Raw genomic sequence first — 22,004 nt, forward strand, 5'->3', positions numbered from 1 at the left:
CAGGCCGCACCCGCTTTCATGTTGCGGCTGCGGCCTGAAACAGACGGTCAGTTGCCGTTCACCGAGAGCTTATCGCCTACTGTATCAAAGCTCACTTGGTTTCGATGGCGTCGATGGACTTGAGGACCTTCTGGCGCATGGTGTCGGACAGCGGGGCGGAGCCTGCTGCGGAAGCAGCGGTCTTCTGGCCTTCGTCGCTGACCACGTAGGTGAGCCAGGACTTGACGAACTTGGCGGTGTTGGCATCCTTGTATGCCGGGCAGGCGATGTCGTAGGAGACAAGCACGATCGGGTAGGCGCCGGCCTCGGTGGTGTTGTGGTCGAGCTTGACGACTACACGGTTGTCGCCGGTGGCGGATTCGTCGAGCGGGGAGGCGTCCACGACCTTGGCGGCGGCTTCAGCGGAGAACGGCACATAATCGTTGCCGACCTTCACTGCAACGGTGCCGAGCTCGCCAGCCTGGGAAGCGTCGGCGTAGCCGATGGTGCCGTCAGCCTGCTGCACGGTGGAGATCACGCCGGAGGTGCCCTTGGCGCCCTGACCAACCTCGTTCGGCCAGTTCTCGCCGGGCTCATAGCTCCAAGCGTCGCCAGCGGCATCCTTGACGTAGCTCAGGAAGTTCTTGGTGGTGCCGGACTTGTCGGAGCGGTGCACCACGGTGATGTCGAGATCAGGCAGGTCAACCTTCGGGTTCTGCTGCTTGATGGCGTCATCGTTCCACTTGGTGATCTTGCCGTCGAAGATCTTGGCGATGGTGTCGGCGTCCATGTTCAGGGTCTTGCCCTTGCCGGAGATGCCGTTGAGGTTGAAGACCACTGCGATCGGGGAGATGTAGACCGGGATGTCGAAGGCGTTGCCGGAAGCGCACACGCTCTTGGACTGCTCGACCTCGTCATCGGACAGGGAGGCATCGGAGCCGGCCCATGCGGTGGCGCCGGTCAGGAAGGTGGAAACGCCAGCGCCGGAACCAGACGGGTTGTAAGCGACCTTGGCATCCGGGTTGGTGCCCTGGAAGCCGGCGATCCAAGCTTCCACAGCAGCCTGCTGGGAGGAAGCTCCAGCGCCGGAGAAGTTGCCGGACACGGTCTCGGTGGTCTTGGTGTTGGTACTGGCTGAAGAATCAGTGGTGGAAGCAGTGTTGTCGCCGCAAGCCGCGACGGAAGCCAGCATCACAATGCCGGACACAGCTGCAATGGAGCGTACGAGAATGGAATTACGCATTATTCTTTTTCCCTCTGTCAACCTTCTGATGGCGCATGTTTCTGATATTTCATGTTCTGTTGTCGCCATCGTTCTTCATGACAATGTCAAGCCTATTGGTGGTTTGGGGCCTGCATAACCAAAATCGGTGAACGGAAGATGAACACTCTACGACACTTCGGACGTTTTCGTCATTTCCATTCACCGATCTTCGGCGACTACCGTGATACCACGGTCTTACATTCAGTTATTAATCGATAATCAATACTTCGGCAATTTGCGATGATTACTGGAATCGCAGCATTTTATAATATATATTTTCAGCCATCGCGATATTTTCGCTTTATTCCGCAGGAACGTCGATTTTGTAGCCCAAACCACGCACGGTGGTCAGATATTTCGGATGCGCCGGATCCTCCTCGATTTTGGAGCGGACACGCTTGACATGCACATCCAACGTCTTGGTATCGCCAACGTAATCGGACCCCCAAATGCGGTCGATCAGCTGGTGGCGGGTCATCACACGTCCCTTGTTCTGCATGAGATATTCGAGAAGCTCGAATTCCTTCAGCGGGAAGAACACGTTCTCTCCGCGCACCATCACCTCATGCTGGCCGATCTTCATGGAAATGTCGCCGCAGATCAGCGGAATATCGCCATCGGAGGTTTCCGTCGCGTCGGCCACCATCTGGTTACGTCTCAGCACCGCACGCACCCGCGCCAGCAGCTCGCGGAATGAGTACGGCTTGGTGATGTAGTCGTCCGCGCCGATTTCCAAACCGACCACCTTGTCGATTTCCGCGCTTTTCGCGGTGAGCATGATGATCGGCACACGGCTTTGTTCACGAATTCTGCGGCATAGCGCGGTGCCGTCGAGCCCGGGCAGCATCAGATCGAGCAGCACCAGATCGATGCCGCCTTTGGTGAAAAGTTCCAGTCCTTCCTCACCGGTGGCCGCGGCGGACACGTCGTAGCCTTCGCGGGTGAGCTGGTAGACCAGCGGCTCTCGATACGATTCCTCGTCCTCGACGATCAGAATGCGCGTCATCAATGCTTCTCCTCTGTGTGCTCTTGTTGATTGGAACGTTGACTGATTTGGTTATTTTCTTGAATTATTCGATTGGAAGCTGCTCTGATTCACTAATTTCCGCGGTTTCAGATTTCGCAGATTTCTCGTCTTGCTCCGATTGTGCCTGGGGCAAGGTGATGGTGAAGGTCGAACCTTCACCCTCACGCGACCACACGGCGATAGTGCCTCCGCAATCCTGCACGCAATGTTTGGTGATGGCCAAACCCAATCCTGTACCCCCTGTTTCGCGGGAGCGCGCGGGATCGACACGGTAGAATCGCTCGAAAATACGGTCCAACGAAGATTCCGGAATGCCGATGCCCTGATCGACGACACGAATTGCGACCTTGCCATCGCCACTGCCGACACCGACCGCGACGGTAGTGTGGTCCGGAGAATAGTTGACGGCGTTCTCCACCAGATTCTTCACCGCAGTTTTGATGGTTTCATGGTCGGCGTTGATGAACACATCATCCTCATCGACAGCGTTTACGGCACCCTCGACGTGCACCAGCTTCTGCTTGCCATTCAACGAAAGCACCAGATTGATATGCTTCGATTCGGCCTTCACTTGGTTTTCGACGATCGCCTCGCGTACCAACGCAAGCACGGAAAGCCGTTCCGCATTGAGCACCGCAGCCGCGCTTTGCGCCTTCTGCAAGTCGATCAAGCGATGCACCAATTCCGTCAATCGTTCGGATTCCTTGGACACACGACCAGCGAAATACTTCACCATATCGGGATCATCTGCAGCATCGCCAATCGTTTCGGCAAGCAGGGAAATCGCACCTGCCGGGGTTTTCAATTCATGCGAAACGTTCGTCACGAAATCACGACGCATGATTTCGAAACGACGCTGCTCGCTCATGTCGGAAATGAAAATCGCAAACAGATCATCGGAAATCTGACCGACGCGCACATGCAGATACAGCGTGTCGGAAGGACGGAACTTGCCTGCCTCAATGCCCTTGCCGTCGGTGTTCTTCGCGGCCGCACGGGCGGCGCGATCCAACGGAATCGACAATTCACGCTCACGCACCACGCTGTCGGTCGACACCAATCGCAGAATATCGCGGATTTCGGCAAGCGTCACCGCACGGTCTTCAACAATGCCGAAACATTGCGCGCCCGGGGACACATATTTGACCGATGCCAGCGAATCGACGACGATCAACGCCTCCGGCATGACGGCAATAAGCTGACGTTCCGTGGACTGCACAGGCACACGCGGACCGAACAGCGACATGTTTTTCTGCGCGCCGAACAGGCTTGGATCGTTCGGATCGATCTCATCCTCCCTGAGCTGCACGCCCCGGGCACGCCCCAGCAGAAAGGCGACCACAGCGACGGCGACAACCACAATCGCCATCGCCACGTGCTCCAGCGTCATACGTTAACCTTCCGATAATCCGTCATTCTTCTTCAACAGTAGCGGTTCCGAAAAGCGATTTCCGTACGTGATTCCCTTACGCCATCGGAAGTTTCCCTGCAGTTCACTTTCATGAGATTCGCCATATCGAAATATGAGACGGCCCGTCCAGCAGTCGACGCGCTGGACGGGCCGTGTTGCGACTACATGCGCTTGACGATGTTCACTGCGATTTTCGCCGCAGTGTCGGCATATTCTGAAATGTCGAATTCCTTGAATTCCACGTAATCCGTGTCGGCATTGTCGCTCAACGCGCGAATGACCAGCACGGGCAGGTCATTGCGTGCCGCGACATGCGCCACTGCAGCGCCTTCCATTTCAACCGCGTCCGCACCGGTTTCGCGAATCACCAGCTCCACTTTCTTCGGATCATCCACGAAATAGTTGCCGGTGGCGATGATGCCGGTAATGTGATGCACATTCAGATCGGTCAGCACTTTATCGGCGACTTCAATCAGACGGCCGTCGGAGTGGAATTCCTCCACCGGCTGATCCGCAGTGCCTGGCTTCCATTGGCCGACGAGACGCATGTCAGTGTCGAGGTAGCGCAGCGTACCACCAAGCACCACGTCGTTGATGTGCAAATGCGTGTTGAGATTGCCTGCAATGCCGGAGAAGATCACGGCGTCAGGCTGGTCTGCGTCGATGAGATGCTGCGTAGTGGCGGCGATATTGACGGTGCCCATGCCGCCAACCGTTGCCGCAACGTTGACGCGCGTGCCCTTGTTGGTTTCGATGGCGCCGCGCGTCACACTGACGCCGGCTTCCTCCGTTACGGTGATGTCGCTCAATGCGGATGCGATATTGGCAACTTCCTCGTCCATGGCGCCGATGATGGCGATTGTGCTCATACGTCCGTTCCTTTCGATTGCTTTACGCTTTTCGCTCGATTTCGCTTATTTTTGCTTCGCTCACTTCCAGCGGCGCTTGCCCACGGCTTGCGCAAGTTCGCGCAGCAGCTGTTCCGTGGTCTGCCAGCTCAAGCATTTGTCGGTGATGGATTGACCGTAAGTCAGTTCGGCAAGCGGCGCCGGTTTTTGGCTGCCACCTTCGATGAAGCTTTCCATCATGATGCCGGCGATGCCTTCTTCACCGTCGGCGATGCGACTTGCGATATTGCGCACCACTTCGGCCTGACGATGCTCGTCTTTGCCGGAATTGCCATGCGAACAGTCCACGATCAGGCCGTGCGCGGCCGCGGATTCAGCTGGCATTTCCTCACGGATCAGCTTCATGGCGTTCGCCACGGATTCGGAGTCATAGTTCGGGCCGCTGCTCGAACCACGCAACACCACATGGCAGTCGGGGTTGCCGAGCGTTTTGACCACGGCCGCGCGACCCATGTGATCGACACCGAAGAACGTGTGCTGTTGAGCCGAAGCAAAACATGAATCGGTCGGCGCTTTGATGGAACCATCGGTGGCGTTCTTGAAGCCAATCGGCATCGACATGCCCGAAGCGAGCTGACGGTGCACTTGGCTTTCGGTGTTGCGAGCGCCGATCGCACCCCAGCTGACCGCATCGGAAATGTACTGCGGGCTGGTTGGTTCCAGGAATTCCGTGGCCGTAGCCAAACCGGCGTCCAATACGCCAAGCAGTGTACGGCGGGCCAACAGCAAGCCTTTCTTGATATTGCAGCTGCCGTCGATGTCGGGATCGTTAATCAGGCCCTTCCAACCGACTGTGGTACGCGGCTTTTCGAAATACACGCGCATCACAATCAGCAATTCGCCGGCCAACTCGTCTTTCAACGCGGCCAAACGACGGGCGTAGTCGAGCGCTGCCGCAGGATCATGCACGGAACATGGGCCTACAATCACCAGCAATCGATCATCCTGACCATATAGGCAGGCGCGAATCTCATCTCGAGAATAGGCGACGATTTCCTGAGCCTGATCGCTGAGCGGCAGATCGCCCAACACTTGCGCCGGTGTGGGAAGCACCTCAAATTCAAGCACTCGGCGGTTTACAATGCGGCTGATGCCAACCTGATCTTCCCATCGTGGCACATCCGTAACCACCAGCGGATTCTTACCTTCATCCATGGCCTGACGGATGGCACGAAGCTCTTCAGGCGTGTTCAGCTGCTGCTGCATCTCACTGCTCTCCTTGGAAATCACTATCTTTCCAAATCACTATCTTTCCCAAGAATAGCAATCACAATGCAAAAACCGTGCGATCACGCAGATTACGCGGTTTTTGCACGGTTTTCTATTTACGATTATTTACGCTTATTCGCGATTATTCGGCAAGCTTGCGGCGGCTTTCGACCGCTTCGGCAAGCGTTCGCAGCAACTGTTCGGTACGTTCCCACGGCACGCAGGCGTCGGTGATGGATTTGCCGTACTCGAGCTGGTCGAGCGGAGCGGGCTTCTGATTGCCGGCTTTCAGGAAGCTTTCCATCATGATGCCGCTGATGCCCTGTTCGCCTGCTGCGATGCGGGAGGCGATGTTTTCGATCACTTCAGCTTCGCGCACTTCGTCCTTGCCGCAGTTGCCGTGCGCCGCGTCGATGACAAGACCGTGTTCGCTCGGGCCGGACGCCTTGGAAACCTTCAGATCGGCCAACGCCTTCGCCACGGATTCGGTATCGTAGTTCGGGCCGTGCGAGGAGCCGCGCAACACCAGGTGGCAATCGGGATTGCCCTTGGTTTCGGCGGAAATCACACGTCCGTCAAGATTGATGGACAGGAAATGATGCTCGAAGGCGGCCGCGAAGCAGGAGTCGGCTGCCGGCTTGATCGAACCGTCGGTGGCGTTCTTGAAGCCGATTGGCATCGACATGCCCGACGCGAGCTCGCGATGCACTTGGCTTTCGGTGTTGCGAGCGCCGATCGCACCCCAGCTGATCAGGTCGCAGATGTACTGCGGGGTGATCGGGTCCAGCCATTCCGTGGCTGCCGGGAGTCCAAGGCTCAGCACATCGGCCAGCACCTTGCGTGCAAGCCACATGCCCTTGCGAATGTTGAACTGGCCGTCGAGATCAGGATCGTTGATCAGTCCCTTCCACCCGATGGTGGTGCGCGGCTTTTCGAAATACACGCGCATCACGATGACCAGCTGGTCTTCCAGCTCTTTTTTGACGGCCGCGAGCTTTGCGGCGTATTCGTGCGCGGCTTTCGGATCATGAATCGAGCAGGGACCGACGATGACGAGCAGACGATCGTCTTTGCCGTTCAGCACATCGCGAATTTCCTGACGGGACTTCAACACCAGATCGCTCATCTCGTCGGTAAGCGGGATTTCCTTTAGAAAATATCGAGGAGCAGGAATCGGGTCCAACTGTCGAATATTGACATCCACGGTCTCCGGAAACACAGCGTTATCCAACAATTGTGCATCCCTCGAACTATCTGGACCGCGAAGACCTGACATCTCTTCTGCTCCTCCTTATGCCTGCATACCTGTTTCATGCATACTGTGCATGGATGATAATCACCGAAGTTACCTTAACGGATAAAGGTGGAATAACACGAATGCCGACTGCATGCTGGACTTTTTGCGAAGTCCCATGCAGTCGGCATTCGTCAATCGGCTTGTCGGTTTACGTATCAGTCAGCCAAAGCGCCCATCGGGTCCCATGCGGGGAGCATGGTGGCCGGCTCGTCAAGAGCGGCCTGATATTCGGCAGGGAGCAGCGCCTTCGGCACAGCGACCTCGTACACGTATTCGGTAAACCAGTCGTCGCTCATGGTGAAGTAACCCTTGTCTGCGATCTTGTCTCCCCAGGAGTTCTCCACGCGCCAACGACGGGTGGTCGTGCCGTCTTCGGCCACGTCCACACCGACGAACGCCATGGCATGGTTCATTGCGGAATCGGCGAAACGCACGCGATCTTCCTTGTTCAGATCGAAGTCGACGCCATACACCTTGCCGTATTCAAACAGATCAGTAGCCCAAGCGCCGTTTTCACGATCCATCATCGGGTGGCAGTCGGCACCGAACCATACTGGAATACCCTGCTCTTCGAGAATCTGACGCACGCAATCCTTCATGAACTGGTTCGGCACGTTCAGGTATTCGGTCGGGTCTCCCCCGGCCACATTACCCAAGTGCTCGATACCGATCCTCTTGCCCTTCGCATGCTCCTGACGAGGATCGTCGACCAGGCACACGTAGCTTTCCAAATCGGCGGAACCGACGTACTTCTGCCAGAATTCCACAGGCGTGATCTCACCATCGCGGTGGAACTCGCCGTCCTTGTCGGTCCACTCCCAGTCGAAGCTCTTCGGCGGCTCGCCCAAGTGGATCGTCAGAATGCGGTGGCCGGCGGCGGTCGCTTCGGCGATCACCGAGTCGATCGAAGCCGGATCGGCATACATGTGTGCGACGGCGGTATGCAGCAGGCGACGCAATTGCACGTTCATTTCGCCGGTGTTCTTGGAGGATTCGGTTTCCGGGAACAGATCCTTCGGAACGGCACCGTACTTCTTGTACACGTTCATGGCCATGGTCCACTGACCGCCGTCGCCCATCACGTCGGCGAGCAGATGCTGAATCAGACGGGAGTCGGACGGTTCGCCGGCCTTCACAAGTTCGGCCACGTCCTGCAGGAAGTAGTTGACGCGCTCAAGCTTGTCGTAGTACATGGCATAGTTCTGGGAGAACTCGAACTCCTTCAGACCCATGTTCTTCTTGGCCACGAAGCGGGCCACGTTCAGCGAGCTGAATAGCCAGCAACGGCCGGAACGATCCTGATGGGTGGCGGTGCCATTGTCGACAATGGTGGAGAATCTGCGCTGCATGAGGCGGGCGCGGTCATAGTTGCGCGCCACCTTGTTGATACCCGCCGCGGTGACCGCGTTCATGGCCATACGGTTGTGGTCGCTGGCTTCGAAATCCTCAACCAGCGTTGCCAATGCATCAGCGCTCAACGGCGTGATGTCAGTCATTGTTCTGCTCCTCCTGTGCTTCCTCGCCCTGGTCAGACTGCTCGTCTTCGGACGGTTCTTCAAAGTCGTCATTATTCTGCTGTTCGTCGGAGACAACGTCTTCGTCGAAGGTCACTTCCGGTTCGTTCTCAACGGGCTCGCCCTCGTCGTACGATTCTTCCGGAGTTTCAGCTTCAGCTGCGGAATCATGCTGTTCGCCGTCGATGGAATTGACCACGGACAGGCCATTCGCACCGAAATCGGAGAACGCGTTGGCAAACATGGCACGCAGTTCGCTGACACGCTGCGTGATCTGCGCTTCGCGGGTCTGCAGGTCGGCGATGCGCTTCTGCACGCCTTCCAATTCGCTCTTGGCTGCCTCACGACGCTCGTTGATCTGCTCGTCGGCCTCTTCGGTGGCCTGCTTGAGAATGCTGGCAGCCTGCTTGTCGGCGGCGTCTCGCTTGTCGGAAGCGTATGCCTCGGCCTCATCGCGCGTATGCTGGGCTTCGGAAATCAGCTCGTCGGACTGCTTCTTGGCGGTTTCACGGCGTTCGTTCAGGTCGGCGAGCAGCTCGTTGACCTTCTTCGTGGCCTCATCCTGCTGGGCGGAAATATCGGCGCGGATCTGCTCCACCTCGGCATTGACCTGGCTGATGGTCTTGGTGCGATGCACTTCGGCCTCGTCGGTGATCTCCTGCGCCTTGGCTTTGGCGGCATCCGTGATTTCCGAGGCACGTCGCTGCGCGTCCGTCATCATCTTGGACACCTGTTCACGCACGTCGGCCAGCTTCTTGTTGGCTTCGGCCAACGCGGATTCGATCTGGTCGTTGGTCTCGCTTTTCATGCGGTTGATCTCGTCATTAGCGTTCTTGCGCTGCGCCGCGATCTGCTCGGTGGCTTCGGCGCGCAGATCGGAGAGCTCACGCTCCTGCGTGGCACGCTCCGATGCGAGACGCTTGTCGTGCTCCTCACGGGAGTTCGTCAATTCCAGATCGACGGTCTGGCGTTGCGCCACCACGGCCTTCTGCGCTTCGCCACGCAGCTGGTCCGCTTCGCGCTGGGCGTTGGACTTCAACGTGTCGGCATCGTTGTTAGCCTTCGACAGCACCGCTTCGGCCTTGGCGTTAGCCTCGTCGAGAATACGCTTGGCGTCGAGCTTGGCATTGTTCAGCAGGGTTTCGGCTTGCAGCTGCACCGTGGCACGTGCCGCGGAAGCGTCTTTTTTGGCACGGTCAAGCAGCTCGGCGCTGGTCTGTTCCGCGCTGGCGAGCATCTGCTGCGCATTGGCACCCAGAGATGCGAACGAATTCGGGTTGGCTTTCTTGTTTTTCTCTTCCTGCAGCTGTGCCTGCAGTTCAAGGATGGTCTGATCGTCGGTCTTGACCTGCTCACGCAGACGGTTCACCGTCTCCTGAGCCGAAGCGAACGCCTCATCGACCCTTTCCTTGTCATACCCCCTCAACACGATTGGGAACTGCTCAACCATGGTATTCCTTTCACGAATTCCCTTCCATCGCGCATCTTGCCCGCGCCTGTCCGTCTTGAACTTTAGCGCAGGAAAAACGTTCGGCACACGGCAGTTGCATAATTCTCACAGAGAGCACAGAAATCGTTCGAGGAAACGCCGACGCCATTCAGCCGAGCAGGATCTCACTTGAGGACGGCTGCAGAAAATAACGCACCGATTCGCGGATCACATCGTTGCCTGCGGTGATTTGCTGCGCAATCGACAGTCCATGTTGCGGATGCGGCTGCTCGTTGACGATCGGCAGGCTTACGAAACCCGACAGAATGCGCTTTTCCTGCGCTGCCGACCAGTCAAGCAGATGGTAGAACAGCGAATTGCAGACGAACGTGCCCGCATCCGAGCTCAATGCGGCGGGAATCTCATGTTTGGCGAAATCGCGCAGAATCGAACGCAACGGCAAACGCGTCCAATATGCAGCCGGGCCTTCCGGATTGATCGGACGGCGAGGCGGAATCACATTGTCGGCGTCAGGCTTGGCCGCGTCCATCAGATTCGTGGCGCATCGTTCCAACAGCACGCCACGGGCAGAACGCTTCAAACCGGTGGCGATAACAATGTCAGGATTCGCCTGTTCGATGGCGTTCAACAGCATGGGCCAGGCGTTGGCGAAACTGACCGGAAGCGTCACCGTCGTCACGCTAATGGAAACATCCTGCAGAAGATCGTCGGACAACGCCACGGATTGAGATGGATCATTCCAATATTCGGCGAGCGCCGCAGGAACAAGTACGGCCGGATTCACGTCGATGCCGTCGTACGGGGTGAAACCTGAGATGACGATGTTGATCTGCTGCATGTGTTCCAGTGTACGTGGTCGAAAGGTAGGTTCGTTTACGATCAGTGCTTATGCATTTGCGAGAACGCTTCGGCGAACACCGCGTGCATGCGTGCTTTCGCTTCTTGTTTGGCGTGTTCCGGGTCGAGGCTGCGCGCGATGTTCTCGGCGATCGGCATGTCGGCCTGTGTGGTGATTTTGAGATTCGTTTCGGATCCGGCGACAATGGCGACCGGCTCGTTTGGCAGATAGTCCACCACCACGCGGGTGTCGTCGGTCGGGTGGAAGTCCGGATCGGCGGTGGCAAGCTCGTAAGCCTTGGTAATGGTGCCGAAACGGAAGGCCTGCGGAGTTTGCGCGCGGAATGCGTTCGTACGATCGGGCACGGAGCGCACCACCTTACGCTCTCCAAGATCTTCGGTCAGCAGAATCGTGTCGGTGGACGCGTATGCCACGGTCGCCGCGTTGAACTGATCGAGACTGTCGATGCAGCCGTCGATGGATTGCTGTTCGACGAACGGTCGCACGGAATCGTGGATGAGGATCTTCGCACCATCGGGAATGCCCGCCTGCTTGAGCAGGTCAAGCGCGGCGCGGGTGCTGTCCACACGCTCGGAGCCACCCGGAATCACCGCACGTACCTTGGTATAGCCGGCTTCGTCGATCAGCATGTTCACCATGTTGCCGACACGCTCGTTGACCACGACGATGATGTCGCTCACGCGATCGTTGCACTCGAACGCCTCAATGCTCCAGCAGACGATCGGTTTATCTTCCACCGAGACCAACTGTTTGGGATTGTTCTCATCGAATCGCGTGCCGAAACCGGCCGCCAACACCACGGCCACAACCGGCATCTTCTGTTCCTGCATCTGCTCTCTCTCACTCATACATCCCACCGTAAACCCCCGAATCGGTTTGCAACGCGCTTTGCCTCACGTTCTGCACGCAATCCGCAACAGCGCGTCGCTCTCCCACTATTCGCGTACGATCAGCGCAAGCATACGGCCTTCGTGCGCTTTGCCTGCGATGGCGGCACGGCGATGCGAGAACCAGAGCGGATTTTCCAGCGTGCACAGGCTACGGCGGATTTTCTTAAAACGTTCCGCGAGCTGCGGTTCACCTTCGCCATCGGATTGGCAGATTTCCGCCAATTCCTCATCTTCGGAAAGATACTGGGTGGCCGCGTTGACGCGGGGGCGAGAAGACATGACATTGTCGGCTGGAATTCCGGCCTTGGCAAGCTCCTGTAGCGCAGCGGCCGCAATATCGATGCCCGGCTGGCCGAAACGGCTCAGTGTGAAGGTTCCCGGGAACTGCGCGTCGAATTCGTCGGCAATGTCTCCGCCAACCTCGTAGCAGTCGCCGCAGATGCACGGACCGAGCGTGGCGACAATACGTTCCGGCTTGGCTCCCTTGGCCACCATCTTCTCGATGGTGGCGCCGATCACACCGTTCTGCAGGCCACGACGACCGCAATGCGCGGCACCGATCACACCGGCTTCCGCATCGGCCATGAGCACCGGCAGGCAGTCGGCCGCGAACATGCCGAGCGCCACGTTCTTCTGCGCGGTCACCTGGCCGTCGGCCTCGACCACTGCCGGCTCATCCGCGGTTTCGGTCATCTGCTGGGCGTTTTCACCCTTGCTGCCGGACACGTCGAAGCCGAACGGACGGTTCATTACGAACGATTCGTCCACATCGACGGCAATGCCGGAATGCACCTGGCTGACCAAGCTCAGTTTCGCATTGATGGCATTGGAGAGCGCCACGCGATTGGCGAGCACATGGTTCGGATCATCGCCGCTTTTACCACCGAGATTGCAGTGCGCATAGTCGCCTTCGCTGGTACCGCCAAGTCGCGTGGTGTACACGACTTTGACGCCCGGCGCAAGCATGATCGGAATGGTCACCGGAATCGGATTGCCGTCCACGTCGGTCGGGTCGATCGCATTGCTGTCAAGAATCGCGTCATCATACTGCTTGTCGGTCATTTTTCTGTTTTCCTTGATTGTTCTACGATTATTTCAACTAATTTCTGATGATTTTCTGCGTCTACACGATATTTTTCGCAATTATTCCGCTTTGAGCGTCGGCTTTTTGGTGCGCGATCGGATGGCAGCGTTCACCGGCACTTCCTGCGGGCATGGCATGGAGAACACATGCGCCGGATTGTTGATGGCTTCAACCCAGTGACCTTCCGCGTCGCGGAATCCGCCGGCCGGAATGGTATAAGCGAGCGGCGCCGCACCCGGAAGCACGAATTCAACCTCCTGACCGGCTTCGATCTTGTTACGGCTCATAATGGTCACGCGACCGCCGTCTTCCGGACTCCACGAAAGCACTTCGCCGACCACCAGCCATGCGCGGAAATACGCGGAACGATCGGTGCTTTGCTGCACTTTGTGTTCCGGATAATAGAAGCCGGTGGAATAGTCGCGGTGTGCCACCTTGTCTGGCTCGTCCAGCAGCCAGTCAGGCAAAGACACATGCTCCGCGGGGCGCACTCCGGCGTGATACCAGCCTTCCGGCAGGATTTCGGCAGCCGTGTTCGACTTACGCCTTGTACTGCGGGCGTGATAGCTCAGATCATCGGGTTCGCCAGCAGACGTAATAGGAACGGCTGCAATATCCGGCTTCCCTGCGAACGCGCCATCCGCATGTTCCATAATCGAATCCGTGATTTCCGGCTTGCCGTAATCCGGATCGGACGGACGAATCACACGATCGTGGAACGGCTTCAGCACAGTGCCATCCTCGTCTTCAAAACCGCGCTGCACCATATAAGCGTCAACGGCGGTCTTGTAAGCGTTCGTCATCGCCGCAATATAGTAGGCACTCTTGGAACGACCTTCGATTTTCAGACTGGTAGCGCCCGAATCAAGCAGATCGTCGATATGCGCAAGCATGTTCATATCCTGCGAATTGAACAGATACGCGCCTTCCTTGGTCTGTTCTATCGGAAAATACTGGCCGGGTCGCTTTTCTTCGACGATGGAATACTTCCAGCGGCACGGTTGCGCACATTCACCATGATTGCCGTCACGTCCGGTCAGATAGTTGGAGAACAGACAACGACCGGAGAACGCCATGCACATCGCGCCATGCACGAAGCATTCGATGTCAAGATCGTCGGGAATGCGTGCGCGAATGTCTCGCACGGCCTGCAGATCCATTTCGCGGGCAAGCACCACACGGCGTGCGCCCAGCTGGTAGAAGGCGTTCGCCGCCCGATAGTTGGTGACCCCGGCCTGTGTACTCACATGCAGTTCCAGATTCGGCGCCACTTCACGAGCCATAAGCATCACGCCAATGTCGGAAACGATCAGCGCATCCACGCCGGTGTCTTTGAGCTGGCCAATGTATTCGCGCATCGCTTCGACTTCATTGTTGCGTGGAAGCACATTGCAGGTCACGTACACGCGAGCGCCACGCTCATGCGCGTAACGGGAACCTTCCTCGAAATCCTCCAAGCTCAGGTTCTTCGGCGCCGAACGCATGCCAAACGCCTTGCCCCCGCAATAAACGGCGTCCGCACCGTAATCGACGGCGGTTTTCAGTCCTCGCAGATTGCCTGCTGGAGCCAATACTTCAGGCTTGTTTCTTCTTTGCACGCTTGTTCCTCTTGCTCGATTTTGTCGCTCTATATTCTCAACTATTCACGGGACACTTCTGCCGCATCCGGGAAATACATGCATGGAAAAACACATGCGGAAAACAAAGGCGTCCATCGATAAGACGGACGCCTTTATGCAAATCGTTGCGAATATGGCACTCAGCCGAGTTTGGCAAGTTCCTCTTCGGTGAGTTCAAGCTCGTCGGCCTTGAGGGAATCAAGAATGGTTTCCGGTCGGTGAGCGCCGGGAATCACGAACATATGGTCGCCCTTGGCCAGCTCCCAAGCGAGCACCACACGCTGATAGCTCACGCCACGGGCTTCAGCCACCTCGCGGAACGGATCGAACAGGTGCTCGTCATACGGGTGACGATAACCGCCCAACGGACTCCAGCACACGAATGCCAGACCCTGCTCGGCGCAATAGTCAAGCGTGTCCTGGGTGTCCAGATGAATCGGAGAATACTGGTTCTGCACGGCCACAAGCTTGTCGCCGAGGATCTCCTGCGCGATCTTCAACTGTTCGATGCTCACGTTGGAAACGCCCGCCCACTGGGCCACACCCTGATCGAGCAACGCCTTGATGCCTTCGCAGGACTCGTTGTACGGCACTTCCGGATCATGACGGTGCAGGTAAAGCAGATCGATGCTGTCAACGCCAAGCGCCATCGCGGACTGCTTGCCGTATTCGATCAGATGCTCCGGCTTGCCGTCTCGTGGCCAAACCGGCTTGTCACCCTCCCAAGCGCGGCGCAAGCCCACCTTGGTGGCCACGGTGACTTCCTCACGCGGGCCCTTCCACGAGTCAAGCGCCTCACGCACCAGCTTTTCGCCGGTCTGTTCCTCTTCGCCCGGCGTGTAGTACGCCCAAGCGGTGTCGATGTGACGGCATCCGGCATCCAACGAGGCGTGCAATGTTTCGATACCGACATCGTGACCACGATTGTTTTCAATGGTCAATGGCATTTCGCCATGGCCGATGGCCGTGGTGTGGAACGGTCCAAGATTACGGAACAAAGCCATCCCGATCTCCTTCAACAACGTACAGAGTGTCTTTCCGAATGCAACCTTACCAGCCGACTCGCCTCAGCAGACAGCAAACCCACCAAACATGCGCGTAATGCCGCAGGTCAGCGACCGCCGAAGCTACCGCCACCGGAACCGCCGGACGAACCGCCGAAACCGCCACCGGAGAAACTGCCGCCGGAACCATTGAAACTTCCGGACGGAGACGCCGCCGAAATCGTCGATTGAATATCCGCGAAACCTGATTCCAACTGCGCGCCAATATCACCAAAATTGGCGCTGAATTGCGAGAAATCCATCGAATTCGTCTCAACCGAAGCAGGACCGGCGTAACGATGGTTGAAATACCATGAACGGTAACTCCAGTAGAGCAACGAATCGGAAGCGTTGGCATCAAGCCAATTCGGATCAGCCAATTGCGGATACGCCTTCAACATCTGCTTCATCGCCTTTTCGGAAATGCCGAACGCGGTGGCATACACCATGTACCGGCCCCACAACGTCATATCGGCCACACCGCGATCCTTGAATTCACTGAAATCCTCCATATAATGCTTCAATCCGAGCACCTGGCCAGCAAGATACTGCCCATTATCGGTAAGCCCCTTCAATTTGAGGTAGCTCAACGCAAACACGGATGCGAACATCATCGGCACGGAAATTACCGCGAGCAACGCAAGATTGCCGATGGCTCCGAAATACAGCATGGACAGGAATGCCAGCATCACAGCGCAAATGCCCGCAGCAAACGCTCCCCCACCGCATATCGACGTGGCACCCAGCATGGCGAATTCATTGTCGCACGTATTCGTGAACTTCTCCTGAAGCTTGTAACCGTTCTCCCAATCGGAGAAATTCTCGTTCATCTGATCCAAATCGAACACCGGAGAGCCGATGCGTTCGGACGCCGTCACCAGCAAGTCGAGCGCAGCCTGCTCGCTCGGGCACAACCGCAACGATTGCACGTTGTCAAACACCACGGGAAGTATCACCACCGTGCTGGTTTTGCCCACATCGCGGGTTCGAGCGGGATCGTTGGCGATCAGCCGTGCAATATCGGCATTGTTCGCTTGGCTCATATCAATGCCCTGATACATGGCGGCCACACCCGGGTAGATGGCGATCGCTCCACGCGAAGCGAGCGAGAGCACGGAAGCCGACATTTTTCTGCTCGACAATGTCTTCGAATGCTTGTCGGCGACCATATGCAGCAACTCCGCAGCACTGGCAGGACTCATTTCCGGCTCGTCACGCCAATACTCGATGTCACCGTGGTATTGCGAACGATTGAAACTGCGCAATGCAAGCGCAACGGCGATCACACACAACACCAGGCCGATCACAGCGATGGCGATCCACGTGATCAAGCGGATACGCGCTTTTTTGCGCTGCTGATCACGCCACTGCCGCTCCTGTCGGGCCTCGCTTTTCATAATGCCGTTTTTGATGGTGGTATCACGAGTGCGTGCCACACCGCTGGTCGCATCGACATCGAACATGGCGACCACGTCAACATAGTCGCCGGCACGAACGTCGTACACGGTGAACTGCAGCGACCCTTTATCACCACGTTCAGTGGTTGACGTGCGTTCGGTGTGCAGCCAAGCCCATGAATTATCTGCTGTGATGTCGTTCGGGAACGTGATGGTGCCGGTGACTTTGCCGATGGGAATCTGATTGTTCGCGCCGAACGGCTCCCATTGGAACGTGGCCACGTCTTGATAGGCGGTGGTCACGCCCTGCATGGTCATGGTGATGTCGAATTTCATGCTGCTTGCCGACGTGGTGACGGGAATGTTCCATCCGATTTCGATCTTCTTGGAACGATTGTCGGTATTGCCGGCAACAAGACCGTCTTTTGCTGGATCGAACGGTCGCGGATTGCTGTCACCTTGCGAAACATCGGCGATATACCACTGCTTCGCATGTTCTTGATTCCATTCGCCGGTGCTGTAGCTGCTTGGGATTGCGATATAGCCCTGCTGATAGGTTTCCCCCGTTGTCACATTGCGCACACTGATATCGGTGATATTGGTCAGATCGCTTTCCTTCAGCATGTACTGCTGGTACAGCTGCTTCCACGGATGATCGCCGTCGTCATCGCTGCGGTCAGCGAGTTTCATGTCGATATGCTGGGTGACCTTCAAATCGCCATTGCTTTGCACCTGCACATCGTAGTCGAGCGTTTTGTAGCTTAAGTCGGCGCTGCCATCATCCAGCGCTATTGCCAGCAACATGATCGCCACAACGCCGATGGTGGCGGCAATCGCGATAAAAACGCTGCGCACTCCTCGTGATGCGTATTGTTTGGCCGCCATGATCCCTCTTTCTCATTTCTTCTTCTCTCAGATGTCCGTACAACAGACGGCCGTACAAGTCGAACTGAACAGTAAAACCCCATCGTTATCGGACGGGGCTTTACGTGCATGTCAGAACTTGACTTGCGGAACCTGACGATCCGCTTCGTCCACCTGGAAGTAGGGGGCCTGTTCGAAATGGAACAGTCCTGCGATGATGTTGGTTGGCACGACTTCAATCCGGGTATTGTACTTCTGCACGACATCGTTGTAGAACTGGCGTGCGTAAGCGATTTTCTCTTCCAACGATTTCAGCTGACTCTGCAGATCCATGAAATTCGTATTGGCTTGCAGTTGCGGATAGTTTTCGGATACAACCTGCAGATTCATGAGCGCGCGGCTCAGCTGGTTTTCCGCGGCGATGCGCTGCGCCACGTCACCGCTTTGCGCGGCCTGCACCACGCCGGCACGGGCCTGCGTGACCTGCGTGAACACTTGGGATTCGTGGGCCGCATAACCTTTGACCGTTTCCACCAGATTCGGAATAAGATCGGCACGCTGCTTGAGCTGCACATCGATCTGCGCCCAGCCGTTCTTCACACGATTGCGTAGTGTGACCAGCCCGTTGTAGGCGCTAACGGCCCAAAGCACGATGAGAACAACGACGACGGCAATGATGATGCCAACGACCATGATGACTCCTTCGTTAATGGCTCTTCAAACCATTCTTGCATGCACCTAGGCATATTATGACAAAACCCATGCCCCCGTATCTCATTTTCATACATTCTGCACGAAACGAAAAGTACCCCGCACCTTTCGGCACAGGGCACTTCAGTCAATCAGTTATGCAGTTATGCTGCGAGGGATCCTCTTGAGGACGTCAGTCTTCGAACGGATCGAAGTCGCGGCGGACGCGGCGGCGAGGACGCTCAGAACGCTCTTCGCGATCGGCACGGTACTCGTCGTAGTTCTCATCGGCTGCGTAACGCGGATTGCGGTCGTCGCGGCGGCTGCTGCGGCGACGGTCGGAACGACGATCATCACGATCATAATCACGATCGTCACGATCGGAACGACGACGACGCGGACGATCATCATAATCACGATCGTCACGATCGGAACGACGGTCATCACGATCATAATCACGGTCATCGCGGTCGGAACGACGGCGGCGCGGACGATCATCGTAGTCGCGGTCATCGTCACGATCGGAACGACGACGACGCGGACGATCATCATAATCACGATCGTCACGATCGGAACGACGGTCATCACGACGGTCATCACGACGGTCATCGCGACGGCCACGGCTGCCGCGACGGTCATCGCGATCGGAACGCTCACGACGCGGAGCGGAAGATTCCTGATCTTCGTAGCCCGGAATGGCCAGGGAGATCTTGCCACGATCGTCAACGCCCTGCACGACCACCTCAACAGTGTCGCCTTCCTTGAGCACGTCTTCGACGGCGTCGATACGCTCGCCGTTGGCCAGATTACGGATCTGGGAGATGTGCAGCAGGCCGTCGGTGCCCGGGGTCAGGTTCACGAAGGCACCGAAGGAGGTGGTCTTCACAACCTTACCGTTGTAGGTTTCGCCGGCTTCAGGAACGTGCGGGTTGGCAATCTGGTCGATGATCTGCTTGGCCTTTTCAGCGCCGTCGCCACCCTCGGAGGAGATGAACACGGTACCGTCATCTTCAATGGCGATTTCCGCACCGGTCTCTTCCTGGATCTGGTTGATCATCTTGCCCTTCGGGCCGATGACCTCGCCGATCTTGTCGACCGGAACGGTGGTGGTGATGATGCGCGGAGCATACGGGCTCATCTCGGCCGGACCGTCGATGCACTCGTTGATGACTTCGAGAATGGTGGTGCGGGCTTCCTTGGCCTGCTGCAGAGCGGAGGCAAGAATGTCTGCCGGAATGCCGTCGAGCTTGGTGTCAAGCTGCAGGGCGGTGATGAATTCGGAAGTGCCTGCGACCTTGAAGTCCATATCGCCGAATGCGTCTTCGGCACCGAGAATATCGGTCAGGGTCTTGAAGATGTGCTGGCCGTCAACATCACCGGACACGAGGCCCATGGCGATGCCGGCAACCGGAGCCTTCAGCGGCACGCCTGCAGCGAGCAACGACAGGGTGGAGGCGCACACGGAACCCATGGAGGTGGAACCGTTGGAACCAATGGCTTCGGAGACCTGACGGATGGCGTACGGGAACTCTTCACGGCTTGGCATCACAGGCACGAGAGCCTTCTCGGCCAGAGCACCGTGACCGATTTCACGACGCTTCGGGGAGCCGACACGGCCGGTCTCACCGGTGGAGTACGGCGGCATCTCATAGTTGTGCATGTAACGCTTGGACTGCGGACCGGACAGTGCGTCGATCTGCTGTTCCATCTTGAGCATGTTCAGGGTGGTGACGCCCAGAATCTGGGTTTCGCCACGCTGGAACAGTGCGGAACCGTGCACGCGCGGAACGATGTCCACTTCAGCGGACAGGGTGCGGATGTCGCGCAGACCACGGCCGTCGATGCGGTAATCCTGGGTCAGGATGCGGCGACGCACGATCTGGCGCTGCAGCTCCTTGAACGCATTGCCGATCTCCTTTTCCTTTTCGGCATCGTCCATGTCGGTGAATTCACCGGCGAGAGTGGCTTTGACGCCTTCCTTGATCTCATGAATGCGATCCTGACGCGGCAGCTTCTCGGCAATGGAGAGAGCCTCGTCGAGATCAGCGTGGGCGATTTCGTCGATGCGGTTGTACAGATCTTCGGTGTACTCCGGGAAGAGCTGGAATTCCTTGGTTTCCTTCGCAGCGATGTTCTTGAGTTCGGCCTGAGCCTCGCAGATCACCTTGATGAACGGCTTGGCGGCTTCAAGACCACCGGCAACGACTTCCTCGTCCGGCTTGGTCTGGCCTTCGTCGTAGATGAGGTGCCAGGCGTTCTTACCTGCGCCAGCTTCGATCATAGCGATGGCAACATCGCCGTTCTCCACCACGCGGCCGGCAACCACGATTTCGAACACGGCGCGCTCACGCTCGCTCCAACGCGGGAAAGCGACCCACTGACCGTCAATCAGAGCCAGACGAACGCCGGAAACCGGACCCTCGAACGGCAGACCGGAAATCATGGTGGAAGCGGAAGCAGCGTTCAGAGCGATAACATCGTAAGCATCGTCCGGGTTGACGGCGAGCACGGTTTCCACAACCTGCACTTCGTTGCGCAGCGTGTGCGGGAACAGCGGGCGCAGCGGTCGGTCGATGATACGGCAAGCGAGAATAGCTTCGGAGCTCGGGCGGCCTTCACGGCGGAAGAACGATCCCGGAATCTTGCCGGCGGCGTACATCTTCTCTTCCACGTCCACGGTAAGCGGGAAGAAGTCGTAGTTCTCCTTCGGGCTGGAACCGGCGGTGGTGGTCGACAGAATCATCGAATCATCGTCAAGATAGGCGGCGACGGCACCATCCGCCTGCTGGGCGAGACGACCAGTCTCGAAGCGCAACGTGCGCTTACCGAATGAACCATTATCGATTACGGCTTCAACAGCCTTGATTTCGGGACCCTCCATAGGGTTCCTCCTTTTTTTTCTTTTCTTTTACCAACTATCGGCAGTCCTCTTCAGCGGACTCCAACCGATTTCTGCATGCGTGACGCGACGTTACCTTCGTCGCTTCCTCATCTTTAGATTCTAGACCTCATGCGCCCTAAACCTTGGGCTTTCAAACTGTCTTTTCCTCAACGCGGCTGTCATGCAAAAACGCCCGAACGCCAAGGAAGGCATTCGGGCGGAAGAATTTAACTATCGGCGCAGACCCAGACGCTCGATCAGGGAGCGGTAACGGTTGATGTCAACGCGCTTGAGGTAATCAAGCATACGACGACGATCGCCGACCATCAGCAGCAGACCACGACGGGAGTGGTGATCATGCTTGTGCTCCTTGAGGTGCTCGGTCAGATCAGCGATACGCTTGGTCAGCAGAGCAACCTGGACCTCCGGGGAGCCGGTGTCACCCTCGTGGGTAGCGTAAGTCTTGATGATTTCCTGCTTTTCCTCAGCCGTAAGTGCCACGGCATCCTCCTTATGTTGCTGCGCGGTGCTGCCGGTCCAATACCGACGCGCTCTCTATCCGCGGGCGAAATACGCCAAAGGGAAATCATACACGAGGGGCAGACCAAATCAGACCAT

The 22,004-nt window shown here is 57.3% G+C and carries 17 protein-coding genes; all 17 read right to left on the bottom strand.

The window, feature by feature from the left end; translation table 11 throughout:
* Positions 1-91 precede the first annotated feature (91 nt).
* The 17 genes from pstS to rpsO all read right to left on the bottom strand — a co-directional run bounded on the left by pstS (position 92) and on the right by rpsO (position 21,887).
* Positions 92-1,222 (bottom strand): phosphate ABC transporter substrate-binding protein PstS, encoded by a 1,131-nt coding sequence (gene pstS / locus CE168_RS02650; protein WP_099570987.1) that lies wholly within the window; start codon positions 1,220-1,222, stop codon positions 92-94.
* Between the two features lie 322 nt (positions 1,223-1,544).
* Entirely contained in the window at positions 1,545-2,249 is a 705-nt protein-coding gene (locus tag CE168_RS02655) for a response regulator transcription factor (protein ID WP_099570988.1), read from the bottom strand.
* A gap of 64 nt (positions 2,250-2,313) precedes the next feature.
* Positions 2,314-3,660 carry a sensor histidine kinase gene (locus CE168_RS02660; RefSeq protein WP_099570989.1) on the bottom strand — a complete coding sequence of 449 codons (1,347 nt, stop codon included), beginning with the start codon at positions 3,658-3,660 and terminating at the stop codon, positions 2,314-2,316.
* A 182-nt stretch (positions 3,661-3,842) separates the two neighbouring features.
* Complete coding sequence (gene mtnN, locus CE168_RS02665; protein WP_099570990.1) at positions 3,843-4,550, bottom strand: 5'-methylthioadenosine/S-adenosylhomocysteine nucleosidase; 708 nt, start codon at positions 4,548-4,550, stop codon at positions 3,843-3,845.
* 60 nt (positions 4,551-4,610) lie between these two features.
* On the bottom strand, positions 4,611-5,795 hold the full coding sequence (locus CE168_RS02670) for a 3-deoxy-7-phosphoheptulonate synthase (protein WP_099570991.1): 1,185 nt from the start codon (positions 5,793-5,795) through the stop codon (positions 4,611-4,613).
* 145 nt (positions 5,796-5,940) lie between these two features.
* Positions 5,941-7,074 carry a 3-deoxy-7-phosphoheptulonate synthase gene (locus CE168_RS02675; protein WP_099570992.1) on the bottom strand — a complete coding sequence of 378 codons (1,134 nt, stop codon included), beginning with the start codon at positions 7,072-7,074 and terminating at the stop codon, positions 5,941-5,943.
* A gap of 176 nt (positions 7,075-7,250) precedes the next feature.
* On the bottom strand, positions 7,251-8,591 hold the full coding sequence (locus CE168_RS02680) for a C1 family peptidase (protein ID WP_099570993.1): 1,341 nt from the start codon (positions 8,589-8,591) through the stop codon (positions 7,251-7,253).
* Positions 8,584-10,059 carry a cell division protein gene (locus CE168_RS02685; protein ID WP_099570994.1) on the bottom strand — a complete coding sequence of 492 codons (1,476 nt, stop codon included), beginning with the start codon at positions 10,057-10,059 and terminating at the stop codon, positions 8,584-8,586. The genes CE168_RS02680 and CE168_RS02685 overlap by 8 nt, the downstream gene beginning before the upstream one ends.
* A 148-nt stretch (positions 10,060-10,207) precedes the next feature.
* Positions 10,208-10,897 carry a pyroglutamyl-peptidase I gene (locus CE168_RS02690; protein WP_099570995.1) on the bottom strand — a complete coding sequence of 230 codons (690 nt, stop codon included), beginning with the start codon at positions 10,895-10,897 and terminating at the stop codon, positions 10,208-10,210.
* Between the two features lie 41 nt (positions 10,898-10,938).
* Entirely contained in the window at positions 10,939-11,766 is an 828-nt protein-coding gene (locus tag CE168_RS02695) for an IspD/TarI family cytidylyltransferase (protein WP_099570996.1), read from the bottom strand.
* A gap of 87 nt (positions 11,767-11,853) precedes the next feature.
* Positions 11,854-12,870 carry a polyphenol oxidase family protein gene (locus CE168_RS02700; RefSeq protein ID WP_099570997.1) on the bottom strand — a complete coding sequence of 339 codons (1,017 nt, stop codon included), beginning with the start codon at positions 12,868-12,870 and terminating at the stop codon, positions 11,854-11,856.
* A gap of 81 nt (positions 12,871-12,951) precedes the next feature.
* Positions 12,952-14,490, bottom strand: a complete 1,539-nt coding sequence (locus CE168_RS02705; RefSeq protein ID WP_099570998.1) for a peptidase U32 family protein — start codon at positions 14,488-14,490, stop codon at positions 12,952-12,954.
* Positions 14,491-14,651: 161 nt separating this feature from the next.
* On the bottom strand, positions 14,652-15,515 hold the full coding sequence (locus CE168_RS02710; protein WP_099570999.1) for an aldo/keto reductase: 864 nt from the start codon (positions 15,513-15,515) through the stop codon (positions 14,652-14,654).
* Between the two features lie 107 nt (positions 15,516-15,622).
* Entirely contained in the window at positions 15,623-17,836 is a 2,214-nt protein-coding gene (locus CE168_RS02715) for a DUF2207 domain-containing protein (RefSeq protein ID WP_099571000.1), read from the bottom strand.
* A gap of 111 nt (positions 17,837-17,947) precedes the next feature.
* The gene (locus tag CE168_RS02720) at positions 17,948-18,508 is read right to left on the bottom strand and encodes a LemA family protein (RefSeq protein ID WP_099571001.1); all 561 of its coding nucleotides are present in this window, start codon (positions 18,506-18,508) and stop codon (positions 17,948-17,950) included.
* A 190-nt stretch (positions 18,509-18,698) separates the two neighbouring features.
* Positions 18,699-21,386 carry a polyribonucleotide nucleotidyltransferase gene (locus CE168_RS02725; RefSeq protein WP_099571002.1) on the bottom strand — a complete coding sequence of 896 codons (2,688 nt, stop codon included), beginning with the start codon at positions 21,384-21,386 and terminating at the stop codon, positions 18,699-18,701.
* Between the two features lie 231 nt (positions 21,387-21,617).
* Complete coding sequence (gene rpsO, locus CE168_RS02730) at positions 21,618-21,887, bottom strand: 30S ribosomal protein S15 (protein WP_003807806.1); 270 nt, start codon at positions 21,885-21,887, stop codon at positions 21,618-21,620.
* Between the last annotated feature and the right edge of the window lie 117 nt (positions 21,888-22,004).

It is taken from the genome of Bifidobacterium sp. N5G01, assembly GCF_002742425.1.
GTDB classification, from domain to species: Bacteria; Actinomycetota; Actinomycetes; order Actinomycetales; family Bifidobacteriaceae; genus Bifidobacterium; species Bifidobacterium hominis.